This window comes from Vibrio sp. Vb2880 (assembly GCF_033337975.1).
GTDB classification, from domain to species: Bacteria; Pseudomonadota; Gammaproteobacteria; order Enterobacterales; family Vibrionaceae; genus Vibrio; species Vibrio alginolyticus.
Map to the genome: position 1 here is coordinate 40,296 of NZ_JAWORT010000026.1, position 26,037 is coordinate 66,332.

The 26,037-nt window shown below is 46.2% G+C and carries 20 protein-coding genes; 15 read left to right on the forward strand and 5 right to left on the reverse strand.

The genetic code is table 11. From position 1 onward, the window contains the following. The first annotated feature begins 86 nt into the window (after positions 1–86). A complete protein-coding gene (locus tag R7M92_RS21335) occupies positions 87–716 on the forward strand; it encodes a response regulator (RefSeq protein WP_005382375.1) in 630 nt (209 codons plus the stop codon). Here R7M92_RS21335 and R7M92_RS21340 read toward each other — a convergent pair. Next, entirely contained in the window at positions 713–2,464 is a 1,752-nt protein-coding gene (locus R7M92_RS21340; protein WP_005382374.1) for a potassium/proton antiporter, read from the reverse strand. The genes R7M92_RS21335 and R7M92_RS21340 overlap by 4 nt on opposite strands. 520 nt (positions 2,465–2,984) lie before the next feature. Between R7M92_RS21340 and R7M92_RS21345 the strand changes: the two genes are divergently transcribed. The 5 genes from R7M92_RS21345 (at position 2,985) to R7M92_RS21365 (ending at position 7,559) form a co-directional block, all read left to right on the forward strand. Further along, entirely contained in the window at positions 2,985–3,248 is a 264-nt protein-coding gene (locus R7M92_RS21345; protein WP_005382373.1) for a DUF4212 domain-containing protein, read from the forward strand. Between the two features lie 12 nt (positions 3,249–3,260). Continuing rightward, entirely contained in the window at positions 3,261–4,988 is a 1,728-nt protein-coding gene (locus R7M92_RS21350) for a sodium:solute symporter family protein (RefSeq protein ID WP_005382372.1), read from the forward strand. Between the two features lie 108 nt (positions 4,989–5,096). Next, on the forward strand, positions 5,097–5,579 hold the full coding sequence (locus R7M92_RS21355) for a hypothetical protein (protein ID WP_005382371.1): 483 nt from the start codon (positions 5,097–5,099) through the stop codon (positions 5,577–5,579). A gap of 199 nt (positions 5,580–5,778) precedes the next feature. After that, positions 5,779–6,156 (forward strand): hypothetical protein, encoded by a 378-nt coding sequence (locus R7M92_RS21360; RefSeq protein WP_005382370.1) that lies wholly within the window; start codon positions 5,779–5,781, stop codon positions 6,154–6,156. Between the two features lie 17 nt (positions 6,157–6,173). Next, positions 6,174–7,559, forward strand: a complete 1,386-nt coding sequence (locus R7M92_RS21365) for a class II fumarate hydratase (RefSeq protein WP_017635560.1) — start codon at positions 6,174–6,176, stop codon at positions 7,557–7,559. A gap of 90 nt (positions 7,560–7,649) precedes the next feature. On the opposite strand, the gene R7M92_RS21370 is transcribed toward R7M92_RS21365, so the two are convergent. Both R7M92_RS21370 and R7M92_RS21375 read right to left on the reverse strand, forming a co-directional pair. Beyond that, positions 7,650–11,081: a PAS-domain containing protein gene (locus R7M92_RS21370; RefSeq protein ID WP_225474169.1), complete on the reverse strand. Its 3,432-nt coding sequence runs from the start codon at positions 11,079–11,081 to the stop codon at positions 7,650–7,652. A 135-nt stretch (positions 11,082–11,216) separates the two neighbouring features. After that, entirely contained in the window at positions 11,217–12,404 is a 1,188-nt protein-coding gene (locus R7M92_RS21375; RefSeq protein WP_005382367.1) for a 3-phenylpropionate MFS transporter, read from the reverse strand. A gap of 233 nt (positions 12,405–12,637) precedes the next feature. Between R7M92_RS21375 and R7M92_RS21380 the strand changes: the two genes are divergently transcribed. The 9 genes from R7M92_RS21380 (at position 12,638) to fis (ending at position 22,432) form a co-directional block, all read left to right on the forward strand. Then, on the forward strand, positions 12,638–14,464 hold the full coding sequence (locus R7M92_RS21380) for a DUF294 nucleotidyltransferase-like domain-containing protein (RefSeq protein WP_225474168.1): 1,827 nt from the start codon (positions 12,638–12,640) through the stop codon (positions 14,462–14,464). A gap of 33 nt (positions 14,465–14,497) precedes the next feature. Continuing rightward, the gene (locus R7M92_RS21385) at positions 14,498–15,127 is read left to right on the forward strand and encodes a 3'-5' exonuclease (RefSeq protein ID WP_025768818.1); all 630 of its coding nucleotides are present in this window, start codon (positions 14,498–14,500) and stop codon (positions 15,125–15,127) included. A gap of 237 nt (positions 15,128–15,364) precedes the next feature. After that, entirely contained in the window at positions 15,365–17,317 is a 1,953-nt protein-coding gene (gene acs / locus R7M92_RS21390) for an acetate--CoA ligase (RefSeq protein ID WP_005386359.1), read from the forward strand. 303 nt (positions 17,318–17,620) lie between these two features. Further along, entirely contained in the window at positions 17,621–18,070 is a 450-nt protein-coding gene (gene aroQ / locus R7M92_RS21395; protein ID WP_005382360.1) for a type II 3-dehydroquinate dehydratase, read from the forward strand. Positions 18,071–18,131: 61 nt separating this feature from the next. Next, positions 18,132–18,593 (forward strand): acetyl-CoA carboxylase biotin carboxyl carrier protein, encoded by a 462-nt coding sequence (accB, locus tag R7M92_RS21400; RefSeq protein WP_005386355.1) that lies wholly within the window; start codon positions 18,132–18,134, stop codon positions 18,591–18,593. A gap of 14 nt (positions 18,594–18,607) precedes the next feature. Next, entirely contained in the window at positions 18,608–19,951 is a 1,344-nt protein-coding gene (accC, locus tag R7M92_RS21405) for an acetyl-CoA carboxylase biotin carboxylase subunit (RefSeq protein ID WP_005382509.1), read from the forward strand. A 165-nt stretch (positions 19,952–20,116) separates the two neighbouring features. Then, positions 20,117–21,004 (forward strand): 50S ribosomal protein L11 methyltransferase, encoded by an 888-nt coding sequence (prmA, locus tag R7M92_RS21410; protein WP_005382507.1) that lies wholly within the window; start codon positions 20,117–20,119, stop codon positions 21,002–21,004. Between the two features lie 139 nt (positions 21,005–21,143). Then, positions 21,144–22,112 (forward strand): tRNA dihydrouridine synthase DusB, encoded by a 969-nt coding sequence (gene dusB / locus R7M92_RS21415; protein WP_005382505.1) that lies wholly within the window; start codon positions 21,144–21,146, stop codon positions 22,110–22,112. Between the two features lie 23 nt (positions 22,113–22,135). Beyond that, complete coding sequence (fis, locus tag R7M92_RS21420; RefSeq protein ID WP_000462885.1) at positions 22,136–22,432, forward strand: DNA-binding transcriptional regulator Fis; 297 nt, start codon at positions 22,136–22,138, stop codon at positions 22,430–22,432. 74 nt (positions 22,433–22,506) lie between these two features. Here the strand turns inward: fis and R7M92_RS21425 are convergent, their stop codons facing one another. Together R7M92_RS21425 and R7M92_RS21430 are read right to left on the reverse strand one after the other, a co-directional pair. Beyond that, positions 22,507–23,664, reverse strand: a complete 1,158-nt coding sequence (locus R7M92_RS21425; protein WP_318134256.1) for an MFS transporter — start codon at positions 23,662–23,664, stop codon at positions 22,507–22,509. Beyond that, complete coding sequence (locus R7M92_RS21430; protein ID WP_167415507.1) at positions 23,661–25,232, reverse strand: ABC-F family ATP-binding cassette domain-containing protein; 1,572 nt, start codon at positions 25,230–25,232, stop codon at positions 23,661–23,663. The genes R7M92_RS21425 and R7M92_RS21430 overlap by 4 nt, the downstream gene beginning before the upstream one ends. Positions 25,233–26,037 lie beyond the last annotated feature (805 nt).

Below are 26,037 nucleotides of genomic sequence, written 5' to 3' on the forward strand. Positions count from 1 at the left end.
TCAGACTTTTAGCGAATAAATATTGTCCACTCTCTCAAAGCTGGACAATAATAAATTTAACGAAATAGTCAAAAGTGTTTAACGTCATGGATTCGACCTACACCATCATTATTGCAGATGATCACCCACTCTTCCGGAATGCCTTGTTTCAATCTATCCACATGGCTATTAGTGGTGCAAATTTGCTGGAAGCGGACTCACTCGACGCACTACTGGCTTTGTTGGAGCGAGAGGAAGAGCCAGATTTAGTGCTATTGGATCTCAAAATGCCAGGAGCAAATGGTATGTCTGGCTTGATTCATTTGCGAGCAGAGCATCCAGATTTACCTATCGTCGTCGTTTCAGCGAGTGAAGAGCCGGCGATCGTGACGCAGGTGAAAAGCCATGGTGCATTTGGTTTTATTCCCAAGTCCAGCGACATGCGCGAATTAGTGAACGCGCTCAATCAAGTGCTGAATGGCGACCCATACTTCCCTGAAGGGTTGATCACCAATAACGCGGCATGTAATGACTTAGCGGAAAAGATTGCTGCGCTAACACCGCAGCAATATAAAGTGTTGGGAATGTTGTCCGATGGCTTGCTGAACAAGCAAATCGCTTACGAATTGAATGTTTCAGAAGCCACCATAAAAGCGCACATGACAGCTATTTTCCGTAAGCTCGGCGTAAAGAACCGCACGCAAGCCGTGATTATGCTGACGGAAATGAGCGACTAGATTGACGTCTTATCGTCAGACTTACTTTTTTCGTTTGGCAATCGGATACCGACTTTAGTGACCTGCTGATCAACAACATCAGCGACGATCCAATGCAAACCTTGCCACTCGAAATGGTCTCCCAATACTGGCGTGCTACCTAATTGCTCTTCGACAAGGTTTCTCAAACTTTTATCCAGCGGTTCATCCCCCAGATTCAAACCATACATCACGGCAATATCGGCAAGCTTCACTTCAATATCGAGGAAGAAGTCACCGAAGAATCGCGCTAGCGACGCTTTCTCTGGGGCTTCACTAAACAGTAAGCTCAGTGCATCTAAATCCTTTTCTTGTGCTAATACACACAAGGTATCATCTTCCTCAAGACGCGTACTGCCGGATGGGTGCAATAGCTCTTTACTGCGAAATACAGCGGCGATACGCGTTCCTTCCGGCATCGAAAGACTACGTAATGGCTCACCAATGCACCATTTATCTGCTTTAAGTCTATAGATAAACAGCTCCCACTCACTGGTCGGGTAAATCTCTACACCCGTACGCGAAATTGGCTCAGGCTTAGAAGGTAGCTCGACCTTTGCAAGAGACATCGCCTTGGTCAACGTGCCCCCTTGTACTATCAAAGACACCATTACTACAAAGAATGCCAAATTGAAGTACAGTTGAGCATCTGGCAACCCTGCCATCATCGGAAATACCGCGAGGATGATAGGTACAGCACCACGCAGTCCTACCCAAGAGACAAACCACTTTTCACGTGGCGTGAAACTCTTGAATGGCAGTAAACCAATCCAAACTGAGATTGGTCGGGCAAACAAAATCATCCCGAAAGCAAGCGCAAGACCTGGCAACGCAATAGAGAGTAAATTGGATGGTGTAACCAACAAACCAAGCACCAAGAACATACCAATTTGAGCTAGCCACGTCATACCATCTAAAACATGAAGAATAGAGTGGCGGCTGCGTGTTGGACGGTTACCTAATAAAAGACCAACAAGGTAAATCGACAAAATACCACTGCCACCCAAAGTGTTAGATAAAGCGAAAATAAGCAAGCCACCACTGACCGTTAAAATAGAATACAGCCCATCTGGTAATTGATTGCGATTGATAACTTTCCATAAGATCCAGCCACCAGCGAAGCCAAGTAACGCGCCAATACCAAACTGCTTAAGAAAACTGAACGCCAAAAAGCCCGCACTTAAATCTGCGCCAGGGTTCGCTAAAATAGCAATCAGAGTTACGGTCAGAAACACCGCCATTGGGTCATTGGTGCCGGATTCAATTTCAAGCGTTGAACCAACACGTTCGTTCAGGCTACGACCTTTGAGTAGAGAGAAGACCGCGGCAGCATCGGTGGAACCAACAATCGCACCAACCAATATGCCTTGCAATAAATCTAAGTCGAATAACCACGTTGCCATCAGCCCGGTCAAAATGGTGGTGATCGCAACGCCAAATGTCGCCAAAGAGACCGAGGGCCATAACGCAACCCTAAAGCTGGCGACCCGCGTTCTCATCCCACCATCAAGCAAAATGATGGCTAATGCGAGGTTACTAACCAAATAAGCGATGGAAAAGTTATCGAATAAAATGCCGCCTAAGCCGTCTTCCCCCGCCAGCATTCCAACGGCTAAAAATACCAAAAGAATTGGGATCCCCAACTTAGAAGACACTGGGCTTAAAAGAACGCTAAGTGCGATTAACAACGCACCTATTAGAAAAAAACTGTTAATGGTGTCTGCGTCCATTCTCACCCTCCCTTAATGAAAAACGATAATAATTGTGATGAGCAAGGCTACTTCGTTAATGAGGTAATGCCCTAATCTGCCTCCCCTTTACACCGTCTCAAAATGCGAGGTTGTACGAGAATGACTCAGTTATATTACTTTATTGTGCGTTAAAACGGTGATTTGATGCGAAAACTTTATGTAAATAAATTACTTGAGAGCTTTCTTATCTACGCCTTCTCTCTTTAAGAGCCACAAGATCACCACCAATATTTACACAGCATCTCCAAGTTCAATGAAGAAAAGATTAATGGCCAGTCTTAATCATGCTTGTTTATCCAATCAACCTTTAGACCTTTGGCTAACTTAACAGTTTATTAACATAACATTTTACCCCTTTGTTCGCTGCAAAAGCCCATAGCATGGGGATTCTTCATTTTTAACACCCCGACTAAAGTTGAAAAGAGTTATTGCCAACACCTTGCTAATGTACATATTGAAACATTTCATTAACAACAATACCAATCGTAAGGAGACGGCAATGGCATTTGAAAGCGAAGAAAGAGCCAAAGCCTATTGGGACAAAAACGTGAAGCTCATGATCGGCCTAATGGTCATCTGGTTCGTCGTGTCTTTCGGCTGCGGCATCTTATTTGTCGACGTACTAAATCAATTTCAACTAGGCGGTTACAAACTCGGTTTCTGGTTTGCTCAACAAGGCTCCATCTATGCCTTCCTAGGAATTATTTTCTATTACGCATGGAAGATGCGCCAAATTGACCGTGAATTCGGCGTGGACGAATAAGGAGTCACTCAGATGGATTTGAAAACTATTACCTACCTGGTCGTTGGCGCCACGTTCATCCTGTACATCGGGATTGCTATTTGGGCTCGCGCCGGCTCAACCAAAGAGTTTTATGTCGCTGGTGGCGGTGTAAACCCGATTGCAAACGGTATGGCAACCGCAGCCGATTGGATGTCCGCAGCGTCGTTTATCTCAATGGCAGGCTTAATTGCCTTCATGGGCTATGGCGGCTCAGTATTTCTAATGGGTTGGACTGGTGGTTACGTTCTGCTTGCGCTGTTGCTAGCACCTTACCTACGCAAATTTGGGAAGTTTACGGTGCCAGAGTTTGTTGGTGAACGCTTTTACTCCAATACCGCACGTATCGTAGCGGTTGTTTGTCTTATCATCGCATCAGTGACTTATGTTATCGGTCAGATGAAAGGCGTAGGTGTTGCGTTTGGTCGCTTCTTAGAAGTGGACTACTCCACTGGCCTATTAATTGGTATGTGTATCGTTTTCATGTACGCGGTTCTTGGCGGCATGAAAGGCATCACTTACACGCAGATTGCTCAATATTGCGTACTCATTCTTGCTTACACTATCCCTGCAATCTTTATCTCTCTGCAACTCACTGGTAACCCAATCCCACAAATTGGTCTGGGGAGTACCATGGCTGGTACCGATGTCTATCTACTCGATCGGCTTGACCAAGTGGTGACCGAACTCGGGTTCAGTGAATACACGACCCAAGTACGTGGCGACACACTTAATATGTTTGTCTACACCATGTCACTGATGATTGGTACTGCCGGTCTACCACACGTAATTATCCGTTTCTTTACCGTGCCGAAGGTTCGCGACGCACGTACATCAGCAGGCTGGGCTCTGATCTTCATCGCAATCCTTTACACTACAGCACCAGCGGTATCAGCGATGGCTCGTCTCAACCTAATGAATACGGTAAATCCAGCTCCGGGTCAGCACCTAGCGTATGACGAGCGTCCTGCGTGGTTCAAAAACTGGGAAACAACTGGACTACTCGGTTTTGACGATAAAAATGGCGATGGCAATATCCAATACACTTCAGATGCGTCCACCAACGAACTGCGCGTTGATAACGACATCATGGTATTGGCTAACCCAGAGATCGCTAAACTACCAAACTGGGTGATTGCACTTGTGGCAGCAGGTGGCCTTGCAGCTGCACTATCTACCGCAGCAGGTTTACTACTCGCCATTTCTTCAGCTATTTCCCATGACTTAATCAAAGGGGTTATCAATCCGAACATATCCGAGAAAAAAGAGCTACTTGCTAGTCGAATATCAATGGCAGTAGCGATAGCAGCCGCAGGCTATCTCGGTTTAAATCCGCCTGGATTTGCCGCAGGTACGGTAGCACTCGCCTTTGGTCTTGCCGCTTCATCCATCTTCCCTGCATTGATGATGGGCATCTTCAGCAAGAGCATCAACAAAGAAGGCGCAATCGCCGGTATGATTGCGGGTATCAGTATTACGCTGTTCTACGTATTCCAACACAAAGGCATTCTTTTCGTTGCTGATTGGAAATATCTAGAAAGTTGGGGAACAAACTGGTTCCTGGGTATTGAGCCAAACGCGTTTGGTGCTATTGGCGCACTATTTAACTTCATCGTCGCATTCGCTGTCTCCAAAGTAACAGCAGAAACGCCACAAGAAGTAAAAGACCTAGTCGAACACGTTCGCGTGCCAGTAGGTGCTGGTAGTGCAGTGGATCACTAAAAACTAATCAAAACCACAAAAGCCCCGTTTGGAACCAGCCGTCCGGGGCTTTTTTATTCTCACTTTTCAGTTACCATATTCGCAGTATGTCGTTGCAAGGAAGCCAAGATGTTCAAAAACAAGCACTTTATTCTCGCTCTACTGATTGCGCCAGTTCTCTCTTTGATCGCTTACTTCGGTACCGATATGGCCCTCAGCGAGAAGCCCCACGCGGCGCAAGAAGGGGAAACTTACAAACTCGCGAGTAAGTCTAATTGTCGTTACACCAGTGGTCTGTGTGATATGGAAAATGGCGATTTTAAAGTGAAATTTCGCTCGGAAAAACTCACTAAAAATAACTTAGAATTGTCACTCAACGCCGCTTACCCACTCGAAGGTGTTAAAGTTTCTATTGTGAGTGACAAAGAGAAAAACGCTCAACCGATTGATATGAAGCCCGCCGATCAAGCAGGCCAAAGCTGGTACATCACCTTACCAAAGCCTGCATCTGCAGAAAGCTGGTTAAGAGTCGTCATTCAATCAGGCGGCACACTGTATTATGGTGAAACGCAAACCGCATTTGTGAAGTACGAAACCTTATTTACTGAATAACGGCGACAAGCTAATTCACCGGTATTCAAACGACAGCGACTTAGTTTCACTCAGCATAAATGAATTCCTACTCAGCCGACGCCTTTGCGTCGGCTTTTGTTTCCGTAAGTCTTTCTTCAACAACCTCTTACTCTAAAAAGGGTTGCCAACCCACAACTTAATTGATAATAATTATCATTACATTTAATGAGAGGTGGTTATGGACAACAAACGGGACATCTTTAACGCATTTTTTAAAGCCCAAGATAGATTCCTTCTCGCCGCACCACATGGCTTTGAGCCAGACGTGATTCATGACTATATTCATTGGGGAATGGTGTTGTCTTCTTGTTATGAACACGATGCCGATGAAGAAAATCTATTGTTGTGTGAGCTGTTTTTACGTCAGGTTTATTTCCATTTACTAGACGCAATTCAAGACTCAACTCGCAGTCGTATCTTCCGTCGTGTCTGTCTCGATTCTATCCATACGCCATTATTTTGCCTCAAACGCTATTACTACCAGTTTGAACAAGGCGACGTGAAATTTCTCGCACTACAACAACAATTACGCCTGATTCAAATCTCACTCGATTAACCAAAAGGATCCCTACCATGAGCACCGAATTCCGCATAGAAACTGACAGTATGGGCGAAGTAACGGTCCCTGCAGATGCTCTCTACCAAGCCCAGACTCAACGCGCCGTCGATAACTTCTCATTCAGTCAACATAAAATGCCATCTGGTTTTATCAAAGCGTTAGCACACATCAAGCAGACTGCGGCACTCACCAACGCACAGCTAGGGCTGCTTGAGGGAGATATTGCCAACGCGATCGCTGACGCAGCTCAAGCAATTATCGAAGGCAATCATATTGAGCAATTCCCAATTGACGTGTTCCAAACGGGATCAGGCACTAGCTCAAATATGAATGCGAATGAAGTGATTGCAACACTGGCCTCCCAGCATCTAGGCGGCACTGTCAGCCCTAATGATCACGTCAACATGGGGCAAAGCAGCAACGATGTGGTACCGACGGCCATTCAAGTTAGCGCAGCATTAGCCATTGAAAAACAGCTCTTCCCGGCACTGTCACACCTCAGCCAAACACTAGAGTCTAAACAGCAAGCATTGAAAGATGTTGTAAAAACCGGTCGCACCCACTTAATGGACGCGATGCCAATTACCTTTGCTCAAGAACTTGGCGGTTGGCAGTTCCAAATCGAGCACGCAAAACAAGCGATTGAACAAGCACTTCCTGCTGTAAAAGCCTTAGCCCAAGGTGGTACGGCGGTTGGAACGGGGATCAATGCCGATCCACGCTTTGCAGACTTATTCGCTAGCAACCTAACCCAGTCAACTCGTATTCAGTTCACGGCCAGTGATAATTTCTTTTTCAATTTAAGCAGTCAAGATGCGATCGTCGCTCTGTCGGGACAGCTCAAAACAGCAGCAGTTGCGATCATGAAGATCGCAAACGATCTTCGTTGGATGAATTCAGGCCCATTGGCTGGTTTAGGTGAGATTGAATTACAAGGCTTGCAACCGGGTTCTTCCATCATGCCTGGCAAAGTAAATCCTGTGATCCCAGAAGCCGCAGCGATGGCATCAGCGCAAGTCATTGGTAATGACACCACCATTACCGTCGCAGGCCAAGCGGGCAACTTCCAGCTTAACGTCATGCTGCCAGTTATTGCTCATAACGTATTGGAGAGCATCGAGTTACTCTCTAACAGCGCAACCGCTTTAGCTGACAAAGCCATTGCGACGTTTGAAGTTCGCCAAGATAACTTGGATGTAGCACTCGCCAAAAACCCAATTTTGGTCACGGCTCTCAACCCGGTCATTGGTTACCTAAAAGCGGCAGAAGTCGCGAAAAAAGCCTACAAACAGGGGCGCGCGATTATTGATGTCGCGGAAGAAGAAACTGATTTGGATAGAGCCACACTAGAGCGATTGCTTAATCCAGCCAAACTGACCCAAGGCGGCGTAGCAGAATAAACGGCAAACTCAGCCTATAAACTAAGATTACAAATATCGAGACCTCCATTCGGAGGTCTCTTTTATAGCGATTTTTCAAACACTCCAATCCTAAGCGACTCGATTGAGCACCGAACGCAGCTTAAGCGGCTTAACTGGCTTAGCAATAAAGCTGAACCCATTTGCTTTGATGCCATCAAGCATATCTTCGGTACGATCTGCACTGATGATGACGCCTTCAAAGCTGTGGCCTAATCTCAGGCGGCATTGCTGTAGCACTTCTAAACCAGTACGACCATCATCAAGTCGGTAATCGGAGAAAATTACATCCGGAACCCAACCATCCTCAAGCGCTTGTAGACTTTCAACTAAATCAATCGCAACTCGTGTATCGCAGCCCCATCGGGAAAGTAAGTTTTCCATGCCGACTAGAATGTCAGGCTCATTATCGACACATAGGATTCTCAGATGACCAAGTTCAGATTGCTTACTCATTGCCACGTGAACTGGATGAGGCTGAACATGATCAGCTTTATCTAGGGTGATGGAAAAAACACTGCCTTTTCCAACCCAAGAGCGCATCGAAATTTCATGCCCAAGTACCTGAGCAATTCCTTTCGAAATCGCCAAACCAAGTCCGAGGCCTTGGTCGGAACGAACTTGAGTTCCGCGATTAAACTCTTCAAAAATCTCTTGCTGCTTCTCTTCTTCAATCCCCACTCCATTATCCCATACATCAATACGCACTCGCCCTTTCACGCGGCGAACACCGAGTGCGACTTTGCCATTCGGGTTATAACGAAACGCATTGGTCAGGAAGTTTTGCACCACACGGCGCAGCAGTTTGGGATCCGACTTAACCATGAGTGAGGACGGAATCATGGTGAACTCTATACCTTGCTGTTTGGCTAACGCACTAAACTCAGCATTCAAATTCGATAACACATCATTTAACGCAAAGCCATGCACGTTGACTTCCAACTTGCCCGATTCCAAACGCGAGATATCCAGCAAATCTCCAATTAAGTCTTCGGCAGCCTCTAAAGCACTTTCAATGTGTGCTGACAGCTTTTTGGCTTCGCTGTCTTTGGCGACTTCCGATAGTGAAGATGCAAATAGACGCGCCGCGTTGAGCGGTTGCATCAAGTCATGGCTTACTGCCGCCAAGAACCGTGATTTGGACTTCGATTCCAAATCCGAGCGCTGCGTCGCTTCCACCAGCTGCTTGTTAAGTTGTTCTAATTCTCGAGTCCGTAGACGTACCCTTTCTTCCAATGTCTCGTTGGCGTCTTTCAGTGCTTGCTCTGCATCACGGAATACGGTGATGTCGGTAAAGCTCATCACAAAGCCACCACCTGGCATTGGGTTACCTTGCACCTCTATCACGCGACCATCGGGACGAACCCGAGAAGAGGTGTGCCGAGTTCCTTGCTCAAGGTGATAAACACGGCGACGAACGTGGTCATCAGGGTCACCAGGGCCACACAACCCCTGCTCTGCATTGTGCCGAATCACATCCGCAATCGGTCGACCTACTTGAATCAGGCCTGGCGGAAATTCAAAGAGTTCTAAATAGCGTTGGTTCCACGCTACCAAGCGTAGTTGCTTATCGACGACCGCAATACCTTGTCCAATATGCTCAATCGCGCCTTGGAGTAAACCCCGACTAAAATCGTACAGTTCAGAGGCTTCATCGACGATAGTCGCCACCTCTTCAAGCTGCATGTTTCTTCCTTGCAGAGCGGAAGTAAGTACTAACTTAGCAGAAGATGCTCCAAATACCCCTGCTAGCACACGCTCCGTATGCCGAATCAGAGAAGATGGCGCTTGTTGATTCGGCATTAACTCTTCTCGTTGCTGGCTCCAGTAGGCTTGAAACGCCGCTTTAACTCGCGTTCGTCCTACAAATCTGGACGCTAGCATTTCCAGTTCTGCAACCGTAACGCGGCTCTGGTACAGACTCATATTTTCGCTTTCAGGCAACGGTGTACCAACGAATGATGCCGATTGTAAGCGCTCACTTAGGCTTGGTCGGGTAGCCATAGAAACCACAACAAAACACACTGCATTAGCGACCACGCTGAGGATCATCCCCCAATCTGAAATCGCGATATCAAAACTAGCCAATACCTCTGGTGGTGTAATCAACCAGATCAGGAAGTTATTACTGGCGTCTCCGGCAAGCATGTCTGTTTGGCTCATTAACGTAATCAACCAGGTAGCAAAACCCACCGCGAGGCCAACATACACACCTTTCTTATTCCCTTGACGCCAATACATACCGCCAACCAGCGCAGGAGCGAATTGCGTGATAGCCGCGAACGAGAGAAAGCCGATAGCAGAAAGTGAATGAATGGTGTCCAACGCTTGATAGAAACACCACGCGCCAATCAACAAAACTAAAATCAAACCACGGCGGATCCGCAGTAATAATTCAGAAAAATGGTGGTGGTTACGCTGCGTCAGTCGCATGCGACGCAATAGCAATGGCATAACCAAGTCATTCGAGACCATGATCGCTAAGGCAATCGTCGATACGATAACCATGCCGCTTGCCGCTGAAGTACCGCCTAGAAACGCAAGCAAGGCGATTTCACTCGCCCCGACCGACATCGGCACACTGATGACATAAGTATCAGGCGAAGCGCCACTCAAGAGGCCTTGCCCTACCCACGCAATAGGTAAAACAAAAATCCCCATTAAGATCAGATAAATGGGGAACAACCAACGAGCCACGTGCAAATCTTGAGCACGTTCATTTTCCACCACCATCGTATGGAATTGTCGCGGAAGGCAAACGATCGCCAGCATGGTCAGTACAGTATGAATCAATATAGTCGGGATATTTGGTGACTGATACGTCTGCGCGGCAACATCAAGTAAGCTCAAACTCTCGGTGTTCATCGCCAACCAAACAATGAAGACACCGACCACTAAAAAAGCCAGCAGTTTGATAATGGATTCGAAGGCAATTGCCATCATCATCCCACGATGGTGTTCCGTGTTATCAATGTGGCGGGTACCGAATAGCATCGTAAAAATCGCCAATGCGACCACAACAAACCACGACACGCTATCGTTTTGATAACCAAAATCAGTAGCCAGCTCTGGTGCAATAATTTCAAGCCCCATAGTGATACCACGCAGCTGTAAAGCGATGTACGGCAAAATTCCCGCAACCGCTATGAGCGTAACAACCACGGCCAAACCTTGGGATTTACCGTAGCGTGCTCCGATAAAGTCAGCAATCGACGTGATGTGTTCCCGTTTAGCAATCAAAATAAGCCGAGCTAAAACGCGCCATCCGATGGTAAACACTAAAATGGGAGCAATATAGATGGGCAAGAAAGACCAAGGATTACTGCTGGCCTGCCCGACCGTGCCGTAGAAGGTCCATGATGTACAGTACACCGCAATGGAAAGGCTATAAATCCAAGGCCGCCAGCGCGCTAGCCACCTTTTCTGAATGTCGCCGTACCACGCGATGATAAATAAAGCTCCCAAATACGCTAAAGAAACGGGAACCACCAGCCATCCTTGCATCCGATATCCTTTCTTGCCTTTCTTGCTACTTTTAAAGCAAGAGAATAAAAAAACCTCTCCATGAGGGAGAGGTTTCATTTAACACTGCTTTGATAAAGGAGACAAAGCTTAGTTTTTAACCTTTGTTACATAAGTCTAATTCTGTGTTTCAAGTGGCTTGTCTGATACATCAACCACCTGATGTGGGTCTTGCGAATCAAGCTTGATGAACAGAGCCAATAACCCCATCGCGGCCATGCCCCAGAACACAAGCGGTCCCCAGTGCTCATAACCCCAGCCACTCAATACGGTCATTAACGCGATAAATGCGCCCAACGGAATCGCGTTATACAACGCTTGCAACGCTACGATCTTATTTTCTTCGGAGTTTTGGATATATTGGATCGCGGCAATGTGTGCGGTAGCGAAAGTCACACCATGCAATAGTTGAACAATCACCAAAGCAATAATTGATGTTGTCGACGCCGTAATACCCCAACGCATCATTACACCAACGGCAGCAGCAATAAACAGCGCGCGTATTGACCAACCTACGAATAAACGCTTACTCAGTGCAAACACTGCCACTTCTGCGGCCACCCCCAAGCTCCATAAGTAGCCAATGACATCTTCCGAGTGACCAGCAGCCTTCCAGTGAATCGCACTAAAGCCGTAGTAAGCCGCATGACTGCCCTGAATTAGTGACACCAACACTAAGAATTTTAGTATCGGCTTGTCGGTCAAAAGAGCGGTCAGCTTTGGACGTTCTGCGCTTTGCCCACCGTGCGTTACAGGCATTGGGTTAGTCGGTCGCATAGCAAACAGCAACGAGATAAACACGCCGAACATCGCAGTGTACAAGATCATATCGGAGCCAAATTCAGCCACCAGGTAGCCCACTGCCGTCGAGCCTGCGATAAAGGCGATCGAACCCCATAGCCGCGTGCGGCCATAATCGAGCATTTTCAGGCGAGCGTAGTAATTTGCCATCGCGTCCGACAACGGAATAATCGGTCCACAACAAAGATTGAACAACACTGTCGCTAGTGCCATTAACCAAAAGCTACCACCCGTAAAAAAGTGAAATCCAACAAAAAGGAGGGCAGCGAAACTCAACCAACGTAAAGCAGGCATAAGATGTTCGACTTTGTGTACTCGTGGGGTGATCACGATATTGGCAACACAACGTGTCGCAAGGCCTAACCCGACCAGCAAACCGATATCTGTCGAAGATACGCCCTGATCCTTAAACCAAAGTGACCAAAATGGCAGATACACGCCATACGCAAAGAAGAATCCGAGAAAGTACTGGGAAATCCAGCCATACGGAGAAGGTTTCAACATTACTAATATCCTAAAACGGGAACACCAACGTTCGAGCCGGGAATTATGGATCGCCATGCGTATTATAAAAAGGGAAGAATAAGAAACTTATCGTTTCCTCGATGGAATACTAACTTTGCGACATTTGGCATCTTCAAGCGAAAACATCGTAATTTAGACCAAAGTCGTCTGGCTTCCGGTAAGAAATTTGTCAGACTTAGAGAGTGTTCCTTCCATCATTATTGGGTGTTCTCATGCCTGACAAATTTAACATGCAATCTCCACCGTTCGATCGCTTAACTGAAGCACAACAAACGCGACTGCGATCGTCTCTGGACGTCGCCTACTATCGAGCTCGAGATGTTATTTTATCCTGCGGACAGAAGAACCCCCACTTACATATTCTGATCAAAGGCGCGGTAGAAGAGCGCTCCAACGATCAACAGGAAGTGTTCGCACATTATGCCAACGACGATATGTTCGATGTACGCTCGTTACTTGAAGACAAGGTACGTCATCACTACATCGCGCTTGAGGACACGCTCTCTTACCTACTGCCGAAAGAAATTTTCCTTGCCCTTTACAACGAAAATGGCCAGTTTGCAGCCTATTTCGATAACAATTTATCGAAACGGCAAGAGCTCATCGAAGCGGCCCATCAACAGCAAAACTTAGCGGAGTTTATTCTCACTAAAGTTGACCGCAGCATTTATCACCCACCGATGATCCTCGAACCAAATACACCAATTAACGAGGTAACACGTTCCTTAAAAGAAAATGGGATTGACGCTGCATTGGTTCAACTCCATGGCGATGATCCACGATTGGAAAAATGGCCATCAGCCCACCCGTACGCAATAGTAACTCGTACTAATATGCTGCATTCTGTGATGATAGATGGTTGCGCGCTCGACACACCAGTGGGTGAGATCGCGAGCTTTCCTGTTTATCACGTTGATGATGGTGACTTTCTATTCAACGCCATGATCACAATGACCAGAAATAGAATGAAACGCCTCATGGTATGTGAAGGCAACCGAGCCGTCGGCATGCTGGATATGACCCAAATTCTCAGCGCGTTTTCAACCCACTCTCACGTGTTAACGCTCAGTATTGCTCGAGCAAGCAGCGTGGAAGAGCTCGCTTTGGCCTCAAACCGCCAACGTCAATTGGTCGAGAGCTTATTGAAAAACGGCATCCGCACTCGCTTCATCATGGAGCTTATCTCAGCCGTAAACGAGCAAATTATCGAGAAAGCGTTCGAGTTAGTGATACCACCAGCCTTGCACGACCATTGTTGCTTGATCGTACTCGGCTCTGAAGGCCGAGGAGAGCAAATTCTCAAAACCGATCAAGACAATGCCCTGATTATTCAAGATGGTCTGGAATGGCCTCATTGCGAACAAGTGATGCAATCCTTCACACACACCCTACAACAGCTCGGTTATCCACTTTGCCCTGGCAAAGTGATGGTTAACAACCCAAAGTGGGTCAAAACACAGCAAGAATGGATAAGCACCCTAAACCACTGGATAGCTAAAGCCGAACCAGAACAAATCATGGACTTAGCCATTTTCAGTGACGCCCATGCTGTTGCTGGGAATTGCGATCTGCTGGCTCCAATTGCGGCGCATCTTCGTGACACAATGAAAGATCGCATGTTGATACTGTCTGACTTTACTCGCCCTGCCTTGCAGTTTTCGGTGCCCCTAACTCTATTTGGCAACGTAAAAAGTGCTAAAGACGGATTGGATATTAAACGCGGCGGTATTTTCCCAATTGTACACGGCATTCGCACCTTGTCTTTGGAATATGCCATTGAAGAGAAGAACACGTTTGAACGCATTGAAGCTCTGAGAAATAAGCGCATCTTAGAACCCGAAACAGCAGATAATCTCAACGAAGCACTGAAATTGTTCTTTAAACTTCGCCTTAATCAGCAACTCAAAAAGCAAGAAGCGTTGAATAACATTGATATTAAACAACTGGATAGAACTGAGCGTGATTTGCTTCGCCACAGCTTACATGTGGTGAAGAAATTTAAGCAATTTTTAGGCTTCCATTATCAAATTCGTGATTAACCCTGATTTTCATAAATCACAGAGGCGTAAGCAATGAACTGGTTACAACGCAAATACTGGTACTACAAATTGAAAGGCTCGCCTTATCAGTCGCTGTTTTGCACGCCAGATAAAACAGAATACGTCTCTCTTGACTGCGAAACCACCAGCCTTGACCCAAATCGTGCCGAGCTGGTGACTATTGCAGCCACCAAGATCATCGACAACCGCATCATCACCAGTCAACCATTTGAAGTCCGCTTACGCGCGCCACAATCGCTCGACTCTGGCTCGGTCAAGATCCATCGAATTCGCCACCAAGACTTAGTCGATGGCATCAGTGAAAAAGAGGCGCTGCTCGAGCTGCTCGACTTTATCGGCAACCGACCACTTGTGGGCTATCACATTCGTTACGATAAAAAGATCTTAGACCTTGCTTGTCTGCGGCAACTTGGCTTCCCACTTCCTAACCCACTCATCGAGGTCAGTCAGATTTATCACGATAAGTTGGAACGACATTTGCCGAATGCCTACTTCGACTTAAGTCTGGATGCCATTTGTAAACACCTCGAACTTCCTATCCAAGACAAACACGACGCCTTGCAAGACGCGATTTCTGCCGCTTTGGTCTTTGTCCGCTTAACGAAAGGCGATTTACCCAACCTAACCGCGCCGTATACATAAAAATCAGTTGACCTAGCTCCCAGAAATACTTTTGTTTCAGCGATTTCCCGGCGCTTCCATCACTCTCATCCTAAAGTCTAATTGTGGAAATACGCGCGGTGACTGACAGTTATAAGCACAACGTCGTCATTACCACGACCAAGTTATTTAGAACCAAAAAACAGCCCTACAAAAATATATTCAAAATCTTATCTAGATTGGTGTAAGGCCGAGAAATAAGGCACAAGGAGAGAAGCCATGAGCGAAGCCCACGTTTATCCGGTAAAAGAAAATATTAAAACTCATACACACGCGGATAATGATACTTACTTAGCCATGTATCAGCAGTCGGTAACCGATCCAGAGGGCTTCTGGAACGAACACGGCAAAATCGTTGATTGGATCAAACCTTTCACCAAAGTAAAAAGCACTTCTTTCGACACTGGCCATGTTGATATTCGCTGGTTTGAAGATGGCACACTGAACGTCTCGGCTAACTGTATTGACCGTCATCTTGCAGAACACGGGGACGACGTCGCCATCATTTGGGAAGGCGATGATCCAGCCGACGACAAAACACTCACTTTCAACGAACTGCACAAAGAAGTGTGTAAATTCTCCAACGCATTGAAAGAGCAAGGCGTACGCAAGGGAGACGTGGTGTGTCTATACATGCCAATGGTGCCAGAAGCCGCTGTGGCTATGCTCGCTTGTACCCGTATTGGTGCGGTTCACACCGTAGTATTTGGCGGTTTCTCACCAGAAGCACTATCCGGCCGTATCATCGACTCTGACGCTAAAGTCGTGATCACCGCAGACGAAGGCGTACGTGGCGGACGCGCTGTTCCACTGAAAAAGAACGTGGATGAAGCACTAACCAACCCAGACGTAAAAACCATCAATAAAGTCGTCGTGCTTAAACGTACAGGTGGTGATGTTGAATGGCATGAACACCGTGATGTTTGGTGGCACGAAGCAACAGCCAACGTTTCTGACGTTTGCCCACCAGAAGAGATGAAAGCCGAAGACCCGCTGTTCATCCTCTACACATCTGGCTCGACAGGTAAACCTAAAGGCGTACTACATACTACAGGCGGTTACCTCGTCTACGCGGCAATGACCTTTAAATATGTCTTCGATTATCAACCAGGTGAAACCTTCTGGTGTACCGCGGATGTGGGCTGGATTACAGGCCATACTTACCTAATTTATGGTCCACTAGCGAACGGGGCCAAAACCATTCTGTTTGAAGGTGTTCCAAACTACCCAAGCACGGCTCGGATGAGTGAAGTGGTTGATAAGCACCAAGTGAACATTCTCTACACTGCGCCAACCGCTATTCGTGCACTAATGGCAAAAGGTAACGAAGCGGTAGCAGGGACATCTCGTTCAAGCTTACGTGTGATGGGTTCAGTAGGTGAGCCTATCAACCCTGAAGCGTGGGAGTGGTACTACAAAACGATTGGTAACGAGAGCTCGCCTATCGTTGATACTTGGTGGCAAACAGAGACCGGCGGTATCTTAATTGCACCACTACCAGGTGCAACAGACTTAAAACCAGGCTCAGCAACTCGACCATTCTTCGGAGTCCAACCTGCACTGGTTGACAACATGGGCAACATCATTGAAGAAACCGCAGCAGAAGGTAACTTGGTGATCCTTGATTCATGGCCAGGTCAGATGCGCACTGTTTATGGCGACCACGAGCGCTTTGAACAGACCTACTTCTCAACCTTCAAGGGAATGTACTTTACTAGTGATGGAGCTCGTCGTGACGAAGACGGTTACTACTGGATCACGGGCCGTGTTGATGACGTACTAAACGTGTCGGGTCACCGCATGGGTACCGCTGAAATAGAATCGGCTCTTGTCGCACATCATAAAATTGCTGAGGCCGCTATTGTGGGCATTCCGCATGATATCAAAGGCCAAGCTATCTACGCTTACATTACCTTGAACGATGGTGAATTCCCGTCAGCAGAGCTACACAAAGAAGTGAAAGATTGGGTGCGTAAAGAAATTGGTCCAATTGCAACACCAGATGTACTGCACTGGACGGATTCCTTACCGAAGACTCGTTCTGGTAAGATCATGCGTCGAATCCTGCGTAAAATTGCAACGGGTGATACTAGCAACCTCGGAGACACATCAACGCTTGCCGATCCGAGCGTTGTAGATAAACTTATCGCAGAGAAAGCAGAATTGGCATAAATTCAACCAACTGTTTTAAAAGCACTTTAAAAACCGCCATCACTCATGGCGGTTTTTTGCTTTAGTGCACAAATTGGCCACACAAAAAATATGGCAATTATGTTGTTTTTGTTAACTTGGTTACAGAAACGAGAGTGGCTATTAGGAGATTAGACCAGTAAATTGCTGCTAATTGCTATGAATTAGCTATAATCTTGGTCGATTTTTTAAAATTTGCTCGGTTTTAACAAAAAAATCGTGCTGAACTATCGTATATTTGGGAATATAAACGTTCCACTCACGATAAGGGAAGATAGCAACACAATGTCTGCAAAGTCACGGATTCTTGTTCTAAACGGACCAAATCTTAATCTATTGGGTCTGCGCGAACCGACACACTATGGTCACAGTACCTTAGCTCAAGTTGTGGATACTCTTACAGAGCAAGCCCATAATGCTGGGGTAGAACTGGAACACCTACAATCAAATCGTGAGTACGAACTGATTGAAGCCATTCACGCTGCCTATGGCAAGATTGACTTCATCATCATCAATCCAGCGGCTTTCACTCATACTAGTGTGGCGCTGCGAGATGCATTACTTGGCGTCGCCATCCCATTTATTGAGGTGCACTTATCAAATGTGCACGCACGTGAACCATTCCGTCATCACTCTTACCTGTCAGATAAAGCAGAGGGTGTGATTTGCGGTTTAGGCGCACAAGGTTATGAATTTGCTCTGTCTGCAGCGATCAATAAGCTACAGGCAAAGTAACCCTAACACTCTGCAACCCTACGAGGGTTGTCTTAATCACAAGATAAAAGAGAAAGAAAAGATGGATATTCGTAAAATCAAGAAGCTAATTGAGTTAGTTGAAGAGTCTGGCATTGCTGAGCTAGAGATCTCTGAAGGTGAAGAGTCAGTGCGCATCAGCCGTCATGGCACTGCAGCCCCTCAAGCACCAATTCACTACGCAGCAGCTCCAGCGGCGGCACCTGCTCCAGTAGCAGCGGCACCAGTAGCGGAAGCGCCAGCAGCAGAAGCTCCAGCAGCAACACCTGCAGGTCACCAAGTTCTTTCTCCAATGGTTGGTACTTTCTACCGCTCTCCAAGCCCAGACTCTAAAGCATTCGTAGAAGTGGGTCAGAAAGTAAATGCTGGCGATACTCTATGTATTGTTGAAGCAATGAAAATGATGAACCAAATCGAAGCGGACAAATCTGGCGTTGTTACAGCAATCCTAGCTGAAGACGGCCAACCAGTTGAATTCGACCAACCTCTTGTTGTAATCGAATAAGCGGGGCTTGCCTTATGCTAGACAAAGTAGTCATCGCGAACCGAGGTGAAATTGCACTTCGTATTCTTCGCGCTTGTAAAGAATTAGGTATTAAGACCGTCGCTGTTCACTCAACAGCGGACCGCGATCTTAAGCACGTACTACTCGCAGACGAAACCGTATGTATCGGCCCTGCTCGTGGTATCGACAGCTACCTAAACATTCCACGCATCATTTCTGCAGCAGAAGTGACTGGTGCTGTGGCTATCCACCCAGGTTACGGCTTCCTGTCTGAGAACGCAGACTTCGCAGAGCAAGTTGAGCGCAGTGGTTTCATCTTCGTTGGTCCAAAGGCAGACACTATCCGCCTAATGGGCGATAAAGTATCTGCTATCAATGCAATGAAGAAAGCAGGCGTTCCTTGTGTACCGGGTTCTGACGGCCCTCTAGACAATGACGAAGAGAAAAACAAAGCATTTGCTAAGCGCATTGGTTACCCAGTAATCATCAAAGCATCTGGCGGCGGCGGCGGTCGTGGTATGCGTGTTGTTCGCGCAGAGAAAGACCTTATCCAAGCCATTGCAATGACACGTGCTGAAGCAAAAGCGGCGTTCAACAATGACATGGTTTACATGGAGAAATTCCTAGAAAACCCTCGTCACGTTGAAGTTCAGGTTATTGCTGACGGTCAAGGCGGCGCAATCCACCTTGGTGAGCGTGACTGTTCAATGCAACGTCGTCACCAAAAAGTAGTGGAAGAAGCTCCAGCACCTGGTATCACCGAAGAAATGCGTAAGTACATCGGTGAACGCTGTACTCGTGCATGTATCGAGATCGGTTACCGCGGCGCAGGTACGTTTGAATTCCTATACGAGAACGGTGAGTTCTACTTCATCGAAATGAACACTCGTATTCAGGTAGAGCACCCAGTAACAGAGATGGTTACTGGCATCGACCTAATCAAAGAACAGCTTCGTGTTGCAGCGGGTCAGCCTCTGTCATTCACTCAAGATGATATTAAGATCCGTGGCCATGCGATTGAGTGTCGTATCAACGCAGAAGACCCTGAGCGCTTCCTACCATCTCCGGGTAAGATCGAGCGTTTCCACGCTCCTGGCGGTATGGGTGTACGTTGGGAGTCTCATATCTACACAGGCTACACAGTACCACCTCATTACGATTCAATGATTGGTAAACTGATCACTTACGGTGAGAACCGTGATGTAGCGATTGCACGTATGAAAAACGCACTGGGTGAGATGATCATCGAAGGCATCAAAACTAACGTGCCACTGCAATTCTCCATTATGAATGACGAAAACTTCCAACACGGTGGTGCAAACATCCACTACCTAGAGAAGAAGCTTGGCTTACAATAAGCCTAAGCAAACGTCTTAAAAAATGCCCACTCCCGTGGGCATTTTTGTTTTATATGTACGCGAACGGCTCAACATATAAATCGGCTTATTTGGGTATATACTCAAACAAATCGTAGAGTTCTGGTAAACTCTGCGCCACTTCATTCACTTTAAGAGCAAAAACCAATGCCTTGGATTCAAATCAAACTCAACGCGACCAATGAAAACGCTGAGCAAATCGGCGATATGCTAATGGAAGAGACTGGCGCGCTGTCTGTTACATTCTTAGACGCGCAGGATACACCTGTATTCGAACCTCTACCTGGCGAAACTCGCTTATGGGGCGATACTGATATTCTGGCACTGTATGATGCAGAAGCAGACACTAACTTCATCATCGACCAAATTAAAGCGAGCAATATGCTGGCTGACAATTTTGCTTACAAAGTAGAACAGCTTGAAGATAAAGACTGGGAACGCGAATGGATGGAAAACTTCCACCCAATGAAATTTGGTGAACGCTTATGGATTTGTCCAAGCTGGCGCGACATTCCAGATCCTGACGCTGTTAATGTTATGTTGGATCCAGGCCTTGCATTCGGTACGGGTACTCACCCTACAACAGCACTTTGTCTTGAGTGGCTAGAAAGCATGGACTTAAGCGGTAAGACCGTTATCGACTTCGGTTGTGGCTCAGGTATTCTTGCGATCGCAGCGATCAAACTGGGCGCTGAAAAAGTGATAGGGATCGACATTGATCCGCAAGCCCTGCTTGCTTCAAAAGACAATGCTGAGCGTAATGGCGTTGCAGACAAGCTAGAAGTTTACTTACCGCAAAATCAACCTGAAGGTCTCGTCGCTGACGTCGTTGTGGCCAACATCCTTGCAGGACCTTTACGTGAACTTGCACCTATTATCAAAGGGCTAGTTAAGCCAAATGGCGACCTCGCTATGTCCGGCGTATTAGACACTCAAGCTGAAGATGTTGCGAACTATTACCGTGACGAGCTTCACATTGACCCAATTGTTGAGCAAAGTGAATGGTGTCGCATCTCTGGTCGTAAGCAAGGCTAGACAAGGTTTTCAGAGCTAATTGTTTGAAATTCATACAATTTACAAAAACAATTTGTAAATGCTCAAATATTAGTCTTTTCACGCAGTGAAAAAATGCGTAAAATGCGCGCCCTTGCTGGTACAGAACTGTGATGACGTTTTGAAAATCGGAAACTATCAACTTAAGAACAATCTAATCGTAGCCCCTATGGCTGGTGTAACGGATAGACCGTTTCGCGAGTTGTGTCTTCGCTATGGTGCGGGAATGGCCGTCAGTGAAATGATGTCTGCTAACCCAAAACTATGGGGAACGTCAAAGTCGAAACAGCGCATGGTACACGAGGGCGAATCGGGCATTCGCTCTGTACAGATTGCGGGTTCCGATCCACAGCTTATGGCGGACGCAGCTCAATTCAGTGTTGAGAACGGTGCACAAATCATCGACATCAACATGGGCTGCCCGGCAAAAAAAGTGAATAAGAAGCTAGCGGGCTCTGCTCTGCTTCAATACCCAAACATTATCGAAGAGATTTTGAAAGCGGTCGTGAATGCAGTGGACGTTCCTGTAACGTTAAAGACTCGAACTGGCTGGGATACAGACAACAAGAACTGTGTCCAGATCGCTAAATTAGCCGAAAACTGCGGCATACAAGCTCTTGCTCTGCATGGCAGAACGAAAGCATGTATGTACAAAGGTGAGGCCGAATATGACAGCATTAAAGCGGTAAAAGAGGCGATTTCAATTCCGGTTATCGCGAACGGTGATATCGATAGCCCGGAGAAAGCCAAATTTGTACTGGAGTACACCGGTGCGGACGCTTTAATGATTGGACGCCCTGCCCAGGGTCGTCCTTGGATTTTCCAGGAAATCCATCACTATTTGGAAAACGGCACCACAATGGAGGAACTTCCAACTGAGGAAGTGAAAACCATTATGCTTGGTCATGTAAATGCTCTGCATGAGTTTTATGGGGAGTTCTTAGGTCCACGTATCGCGCGCAAGCACGTTGGGTGGTACCTGAAAGAGCATGAACAGGCAAGTGAGTTTCGCCGTACCTTCAACGCTATCGACGCAGCTCCGCTGCAAATTGAGGCGTTAGAAGGTTATTTTGATAACGTTGCATCATAATTAAGAGAAGAGCTAGACCGAATATGTTCGAACAAAATCTGACTTCAGAAGCATTAACAGTAACTACAGTAACGTCACAAGACCAGATTACTCAGAAGCCTTTACGTGACTCTGTTAAAGCGTCTCTTAAAAACTACCTTGCTCAACTAAACGGCCAGGAAGTAACAGAACTATACGAATTAGTTCTAGCTGAAGTTGAACAGCCACTACTAGATACTATCATGCAGTACACTCGCGGTAACCAAACTCGCGCAGCAACTATGATGGGTATCAACCGCGGTACTCTTCGCAAGAAACTTAAGAAATACGGCATGAACTAAGACCGGCTTTCAAAAAGTATTTGGAACAAGCCGTTACCTTTTTAGGTAACGGCTTTTCTTTATCTACTAAAACACTACGAATAACGCTCACTTTGTGCAGTATTACCAACTGGCTTTAAGATAACCACCGCTGAGCCAAACAATAGCGAAACCACGAAAGCGACCCATTCATTACCTACAGAATACGCGAAGCCCGCCAAGGCAGACCAAGTCGCGACACCAAAGTGCATCATACTCATTCCAGAAGACATCAGCACACCTCGATATTCATCAGATAAGCTTGCTATATGTGCTTGTAATGCCGGAGAACCAACCCCTCCAGCGAGAGACCAGAGCACTAGAGCTGGAAGATAAGCGGTCACCGTACTCATCTCATTTGAGAACACCCATGCACTACAAGGTATGCACACCATTAAGGCCACTCGCATAACGGCTCGAGAGCTACCAAGCCAGCGAGAAGCTCTCGCCACGCACATATTTCCAACCACACTCACGATCCCTAGAGCTGCATAAATAGCGCCCACCCAACCGAGCGCCAAATCGCTGGTATCTCGAATATGAAGGCCTATCAGGTTAAATACACCAATACCTCCCCCTAAACCTAAACACATCGCTAAAATCGCCCTCAACGCGCCAGGAACATGAATGACGTCTGTGATAGGTGGCAGAGCATCTGACATTTGGGACTCATCATGCTGGTCATTCATGAACACTACGCTCATAGCACTGACAAGAAGAGCCGCAACGCCCAAAATAATAAAAGCGGCACGCCATGATAAAAGCTGGGTCAACAATGCTCCGATCGCCGGGCTGGTTATCATACCTAGCGTTAATCCCGCCTGAACCATCACAATTTGACGCATCGCTCTATTACCCTTCGCGTCTCCCGCTAACGCGAATGCAATTGGCAACATGCCTGCACTTGCAATACCAGTGATCACTCGAGTTGCAATAGCAAGTTCAAAATCATGAACTATGCCCGTCGTAATAGACGCAACCCCAAATACAAAGCAAGCAGGCACCATGATTCGAATACGCCCAACTCGGTCTGATAAACGGCCCAAGTAAGGAGCGAAAGTTGCTATGGCTAAACTATATGCCGTAATAAATAAGGTCACCTGACTCGGTTGAACACTTAAATCATTTCCGATAGGTTCAAGAATAGATCCAAGCATCAACTCATCAGCACCAACAAGAAAAGCAACGAGAAATAGGATCATGGACTGCATCATAGCTCCACCTCCTGTTCTGTTTCCGATTCAGCACAAGTGAGCAACGAAATATCTAAAACTCTATCAGGCCAAGATTGCAAAAATGCCTTCTCATGAGATACCACAATCACGCTACCGGAAAAGCGCTGGAGAGCCTCTTTAAGCGCATTTTTACTGCTGCTATCCAAATGTGTTGTTGGTTCGTCCAACAGCAAAACATTGCATTTCTGAACCGATAAACAACACAGTTTCACCCGAGTTTGCTCACCACCGCTCAATGTATCTAAGTGGCGCTGCGTCTTATCCCCCGAGATCTCAAAGCGAGCTAATAGCTTGCGTGACTCTTTGCTTGAGATTGTTGGCGCACAAGAGCACAGCTCCTGTTCAGGCGTGTTCTGAGGATGGCGCCAAGACAAATCTTGAGAAAAATAACCAATCATTGCACCTTTTGCCAATACCACCTCACCAGAGAGTGGCTCGATCTCCCCCATCAGGGTTTTAAGTAAGGTCGACTTACCCACGCCGTTAAAGCCAGCAACAACCAACTTTTCCCCGCGCGCTAACGTGATATCAAATACTGGAAGCAGAGGCTGCTGATAACCGATCATCAACGCTTTTGCGTCAATCACATTCGGTTGCCCAATGGGCTGGTAAGCAAAGTCAAACATCGATACTTTCTCTACATTATTCAGTTGAATACGTTCGATTTTATCCAGTTTTTTCTTACGCCCTTTAGCAAGACTCGCGTTAACTCCAGCGCCATTTTTGGCAATAAATTGCTCTAACTTTCGAATTTCATTTTGCTGAGCCTTATATTGCTTTTCTATCAAAGCACCATCGTGATGCTTTTGCTGCATTGCTTTGACATAAGTGCCGCTGTATTTTCGAACCGTTTGATAATCAATATCACAAATACTGGTCGCTACTTGATTAAGGAAATCAACATCATGAGAAACCAGTAAAACGGTGCCAATGTAATCATTGAGAAACGTGACTAGCCATTCAATGTGCGGAGCATCAAGATAGTTTGTCGGCTCATCAAGAATTAACACATCGGGGTTGCGAAGTAACAACCTGCCTAAAAGGACTTTGTGTCTTTGACCGCCACTTAGCGAGACAAGCGGTGTATCTAAGCCAAATTGATAAATACCAAGACCTACAGCAACTCGTTCAATTTTGGTATTAATTGCATAGAAGTCTTCATCTTCTAAATATGCCTGTAGCCGAGCGACTTGGCTTAAAAGAGATGTAGAGTGAGACTCGGTCATCGCATGATACAAAGTCCAAAGCTTTTGCTCTGCAGCGTATAAACTCTCAAAAGAGCCCTTTAAACACTCATGAACTGTCAGCACATTATCGATCTTAAAATGTTGTTCTAAATACCCCACCTCAAGGTTTGGTAACCATTCAATGCAGCCCTTATCTGCAGATAATTCACCGAAAAGCAGTTTCAATAAGGTGCTTTTTCCAACACCATTCGCTCCGGTGATACCTATTTTCTCTCCCACGTTAATACGAAAGGTCACGTTGTTGTATAACGTCTTATCAGCTATCTGATAAGACAAATTTTTAACTTGTAAAATACTCATGTTTTCAACCAAATAAAAAAGGGCCGGTGATCAATACCGGCCCTTATTTCAATACTGGGTAATGCTTTGTAGCTGCTTAACAGATACAAAAAGGCCGATGATGAAATATCACCGGCCATCTCTTCTCTTTTATCAGGTGTACAAGCTCCTGCGTATAACTTCAGCGAAGCTACCCACACATAAAACACCTGATGAAGATTAATTTAAGACTCCGAGCAACACTTCATCGCGTTTTTTGCATGGAGTTCAGCCTTCTTACAAAGCTTTTAAACAAGAGATATAACATGATTTACTGTCGAAAAAATATTCGATGTGAAGCGTACACCTTTAGAATAAAAAGTACCAGATAATTGTTAAAACTATCGTGACTTAGACGAAGACTAACAAGAAGAAAGGTTGCCTCAGCCAATTTGCTAGATAGACGATTTATAACAATCACAGTGTTGTTGCGCAGGAAAAATGCTTGGGACCAAGAATAAAACTTTCGATAAGTAGTTATTCTACAAAAATTTAAACGAAATTATCGAGTGTTATAACAAGCTAGAATAACCTGTCATGGACTGCGAGTGGTATTAGCCAACCAATATTAATATGAGCACGTATATCATTCACGTAATACATGATAGCGAATTCGTAGTTAGAATAGAGATTAGATAGGTACTGTAATAATAGCTAATATGTGCGTATATCAGCCATATAAACGAAAAAAGCCCCAGTCTTTCGACTGAGGCTTAATATAAGTGGCGGAGTGGACGGGACTCGAACCCGCGACCCCCGGCGTGACAGGCCGGTATTCTAACCAACT

Excerpts from the sequence above, each read along its gene's own strand:
- R7M92_RS21335 (WP_005382375.1), top strand. The coding sequence starts at position 87 with ATGGATTCGACCTACACCATCATTATTGCAGATGATCACCCACTCTTC.
- R7M92_RS21340 (WP_005382374.1), bottom strand. The coding sequence starts at position 2,464 with ATGGACGCAGACACCATTAACAGTTTTTTTCTAATAGGTGCGTTGTTA.
- R7M92_RS21345 (WP_005382373.1), top strand. The coding sequence starts at position 2,985 with ATGGCATTTGAAAGCGAAGAAAGAGCCAAAGCCTATTGGGACAAAAAC.
- R7M92_RS21350 (WP_005382372.1), top strand. The coding sequence starts at position 3,261 with ATGGATTTGAAAACTATTACCTACCTGGTCGTTGGCGCCACGTTCATC.
- R7M92_RS21355 (WP_005382371.1), top strand. The coding sequence starts at position 5,097 with ATGTTCAAAAACAAGCACTTTATTCTCGCTCTACTGATTGCGCCAGTT.
- R7M92_RS21360 (WP_005382370.1), top strand. The coding sequence starts at position 5,779 with ATGGACAACAAACGGGACATCTTTAACGCATTTTTTAAAGCCCAAGAT.
- R7M92_RS21365 (WP_017635560.1), top strand. The coding sequence starts at position 6,174 with ATGAGCACCGAATTCCGCATAGAAACTGACAGTATGGGCGAAGTAACG.
- R7M92_RS21370 (WP_225474169.1), bottom strand. The coding sequence starts at position 11,081 with ATGCAAGGATGGCTGGTGGTTCCCGTTTCTTTAGCGTATTTGGGAGCT.
- R7M92_RS21375 (WP_005382367.1), bottom strand. The coding sequence starts at position 12,404 with ATGTTGAAACCTTCTCCGTATGGCTGGATTTCCCAGTACTTTCTCGGA.
- R7M92_RS21380 (WP_225474168.1), top strand. The coding sequence starts at position 12,638 with ATGCCTGACAAATTTAACATGCAATCTCCACCGTTCGATCGCTTAACT.
- R7M92_RS21385 (WP_025768818.1), top strand. The coding sequence starts at position 14,498 with ATGAACTGGTTACAACGCAAATACTGGTACTACAAATTGAAAGGCTCG.
- acs (WP_005386359.1), top strand. The coding sequence starts at position 15,365 with ATGAGCGAAGCCCACGTTTATCCGGTAAAAGAAAATATTAAAACTCAT.
- aroQ (WP_005382360.1), top strand. The coding sequence starts at position 17,621 with ATGTCTGCAAAGTCACGGATTCTTGTTCTAAACGGACCAAATCTTAAT.
- accB (WP_005386355.1), top strand. The coding sequence starts at position 18,132 with ATGGATATTCGTAAAATCAAGAAGCTAATTGAGTTAGTTGAAGAGTCT.
- accC (WP_005382509.1), top strand. The coding sequence starts at position 18,608 with ATGCTAGACAAAGTAGTCATCGCGAACCGAGGTGAAATTGCACTTCGT.
- prmA (WP_005382507.1), top strand. The coding sequence starts at position 20,117 with ATGCCTTGGATTCAAATCAAACTCAACGCGACCAATGAAAACGCTGAG.
- fis (WP_000462885.1), top strand. The coding sequence starts at position 22,136 with ATGTTCGAACAAAATCTGACTTCAGAAGCATTAACAGTAACTACAGTA.
- R7M92_RS21425 (WP_318134256.1), bottom strand. The coding sequence starts at position 23,664 with ATGATGCAGTCCATGATCCTATTTCTCGTTGCTTTTCTTGTTGGTGCT.
- R7M92_RS21430 (WP_167415507.1), bottom strand. The coding sequence starts at position 25,232 with ATGAGTATTTTACAAGTTAAAAATTTGTCTTATCAGATAGCTGATAAG.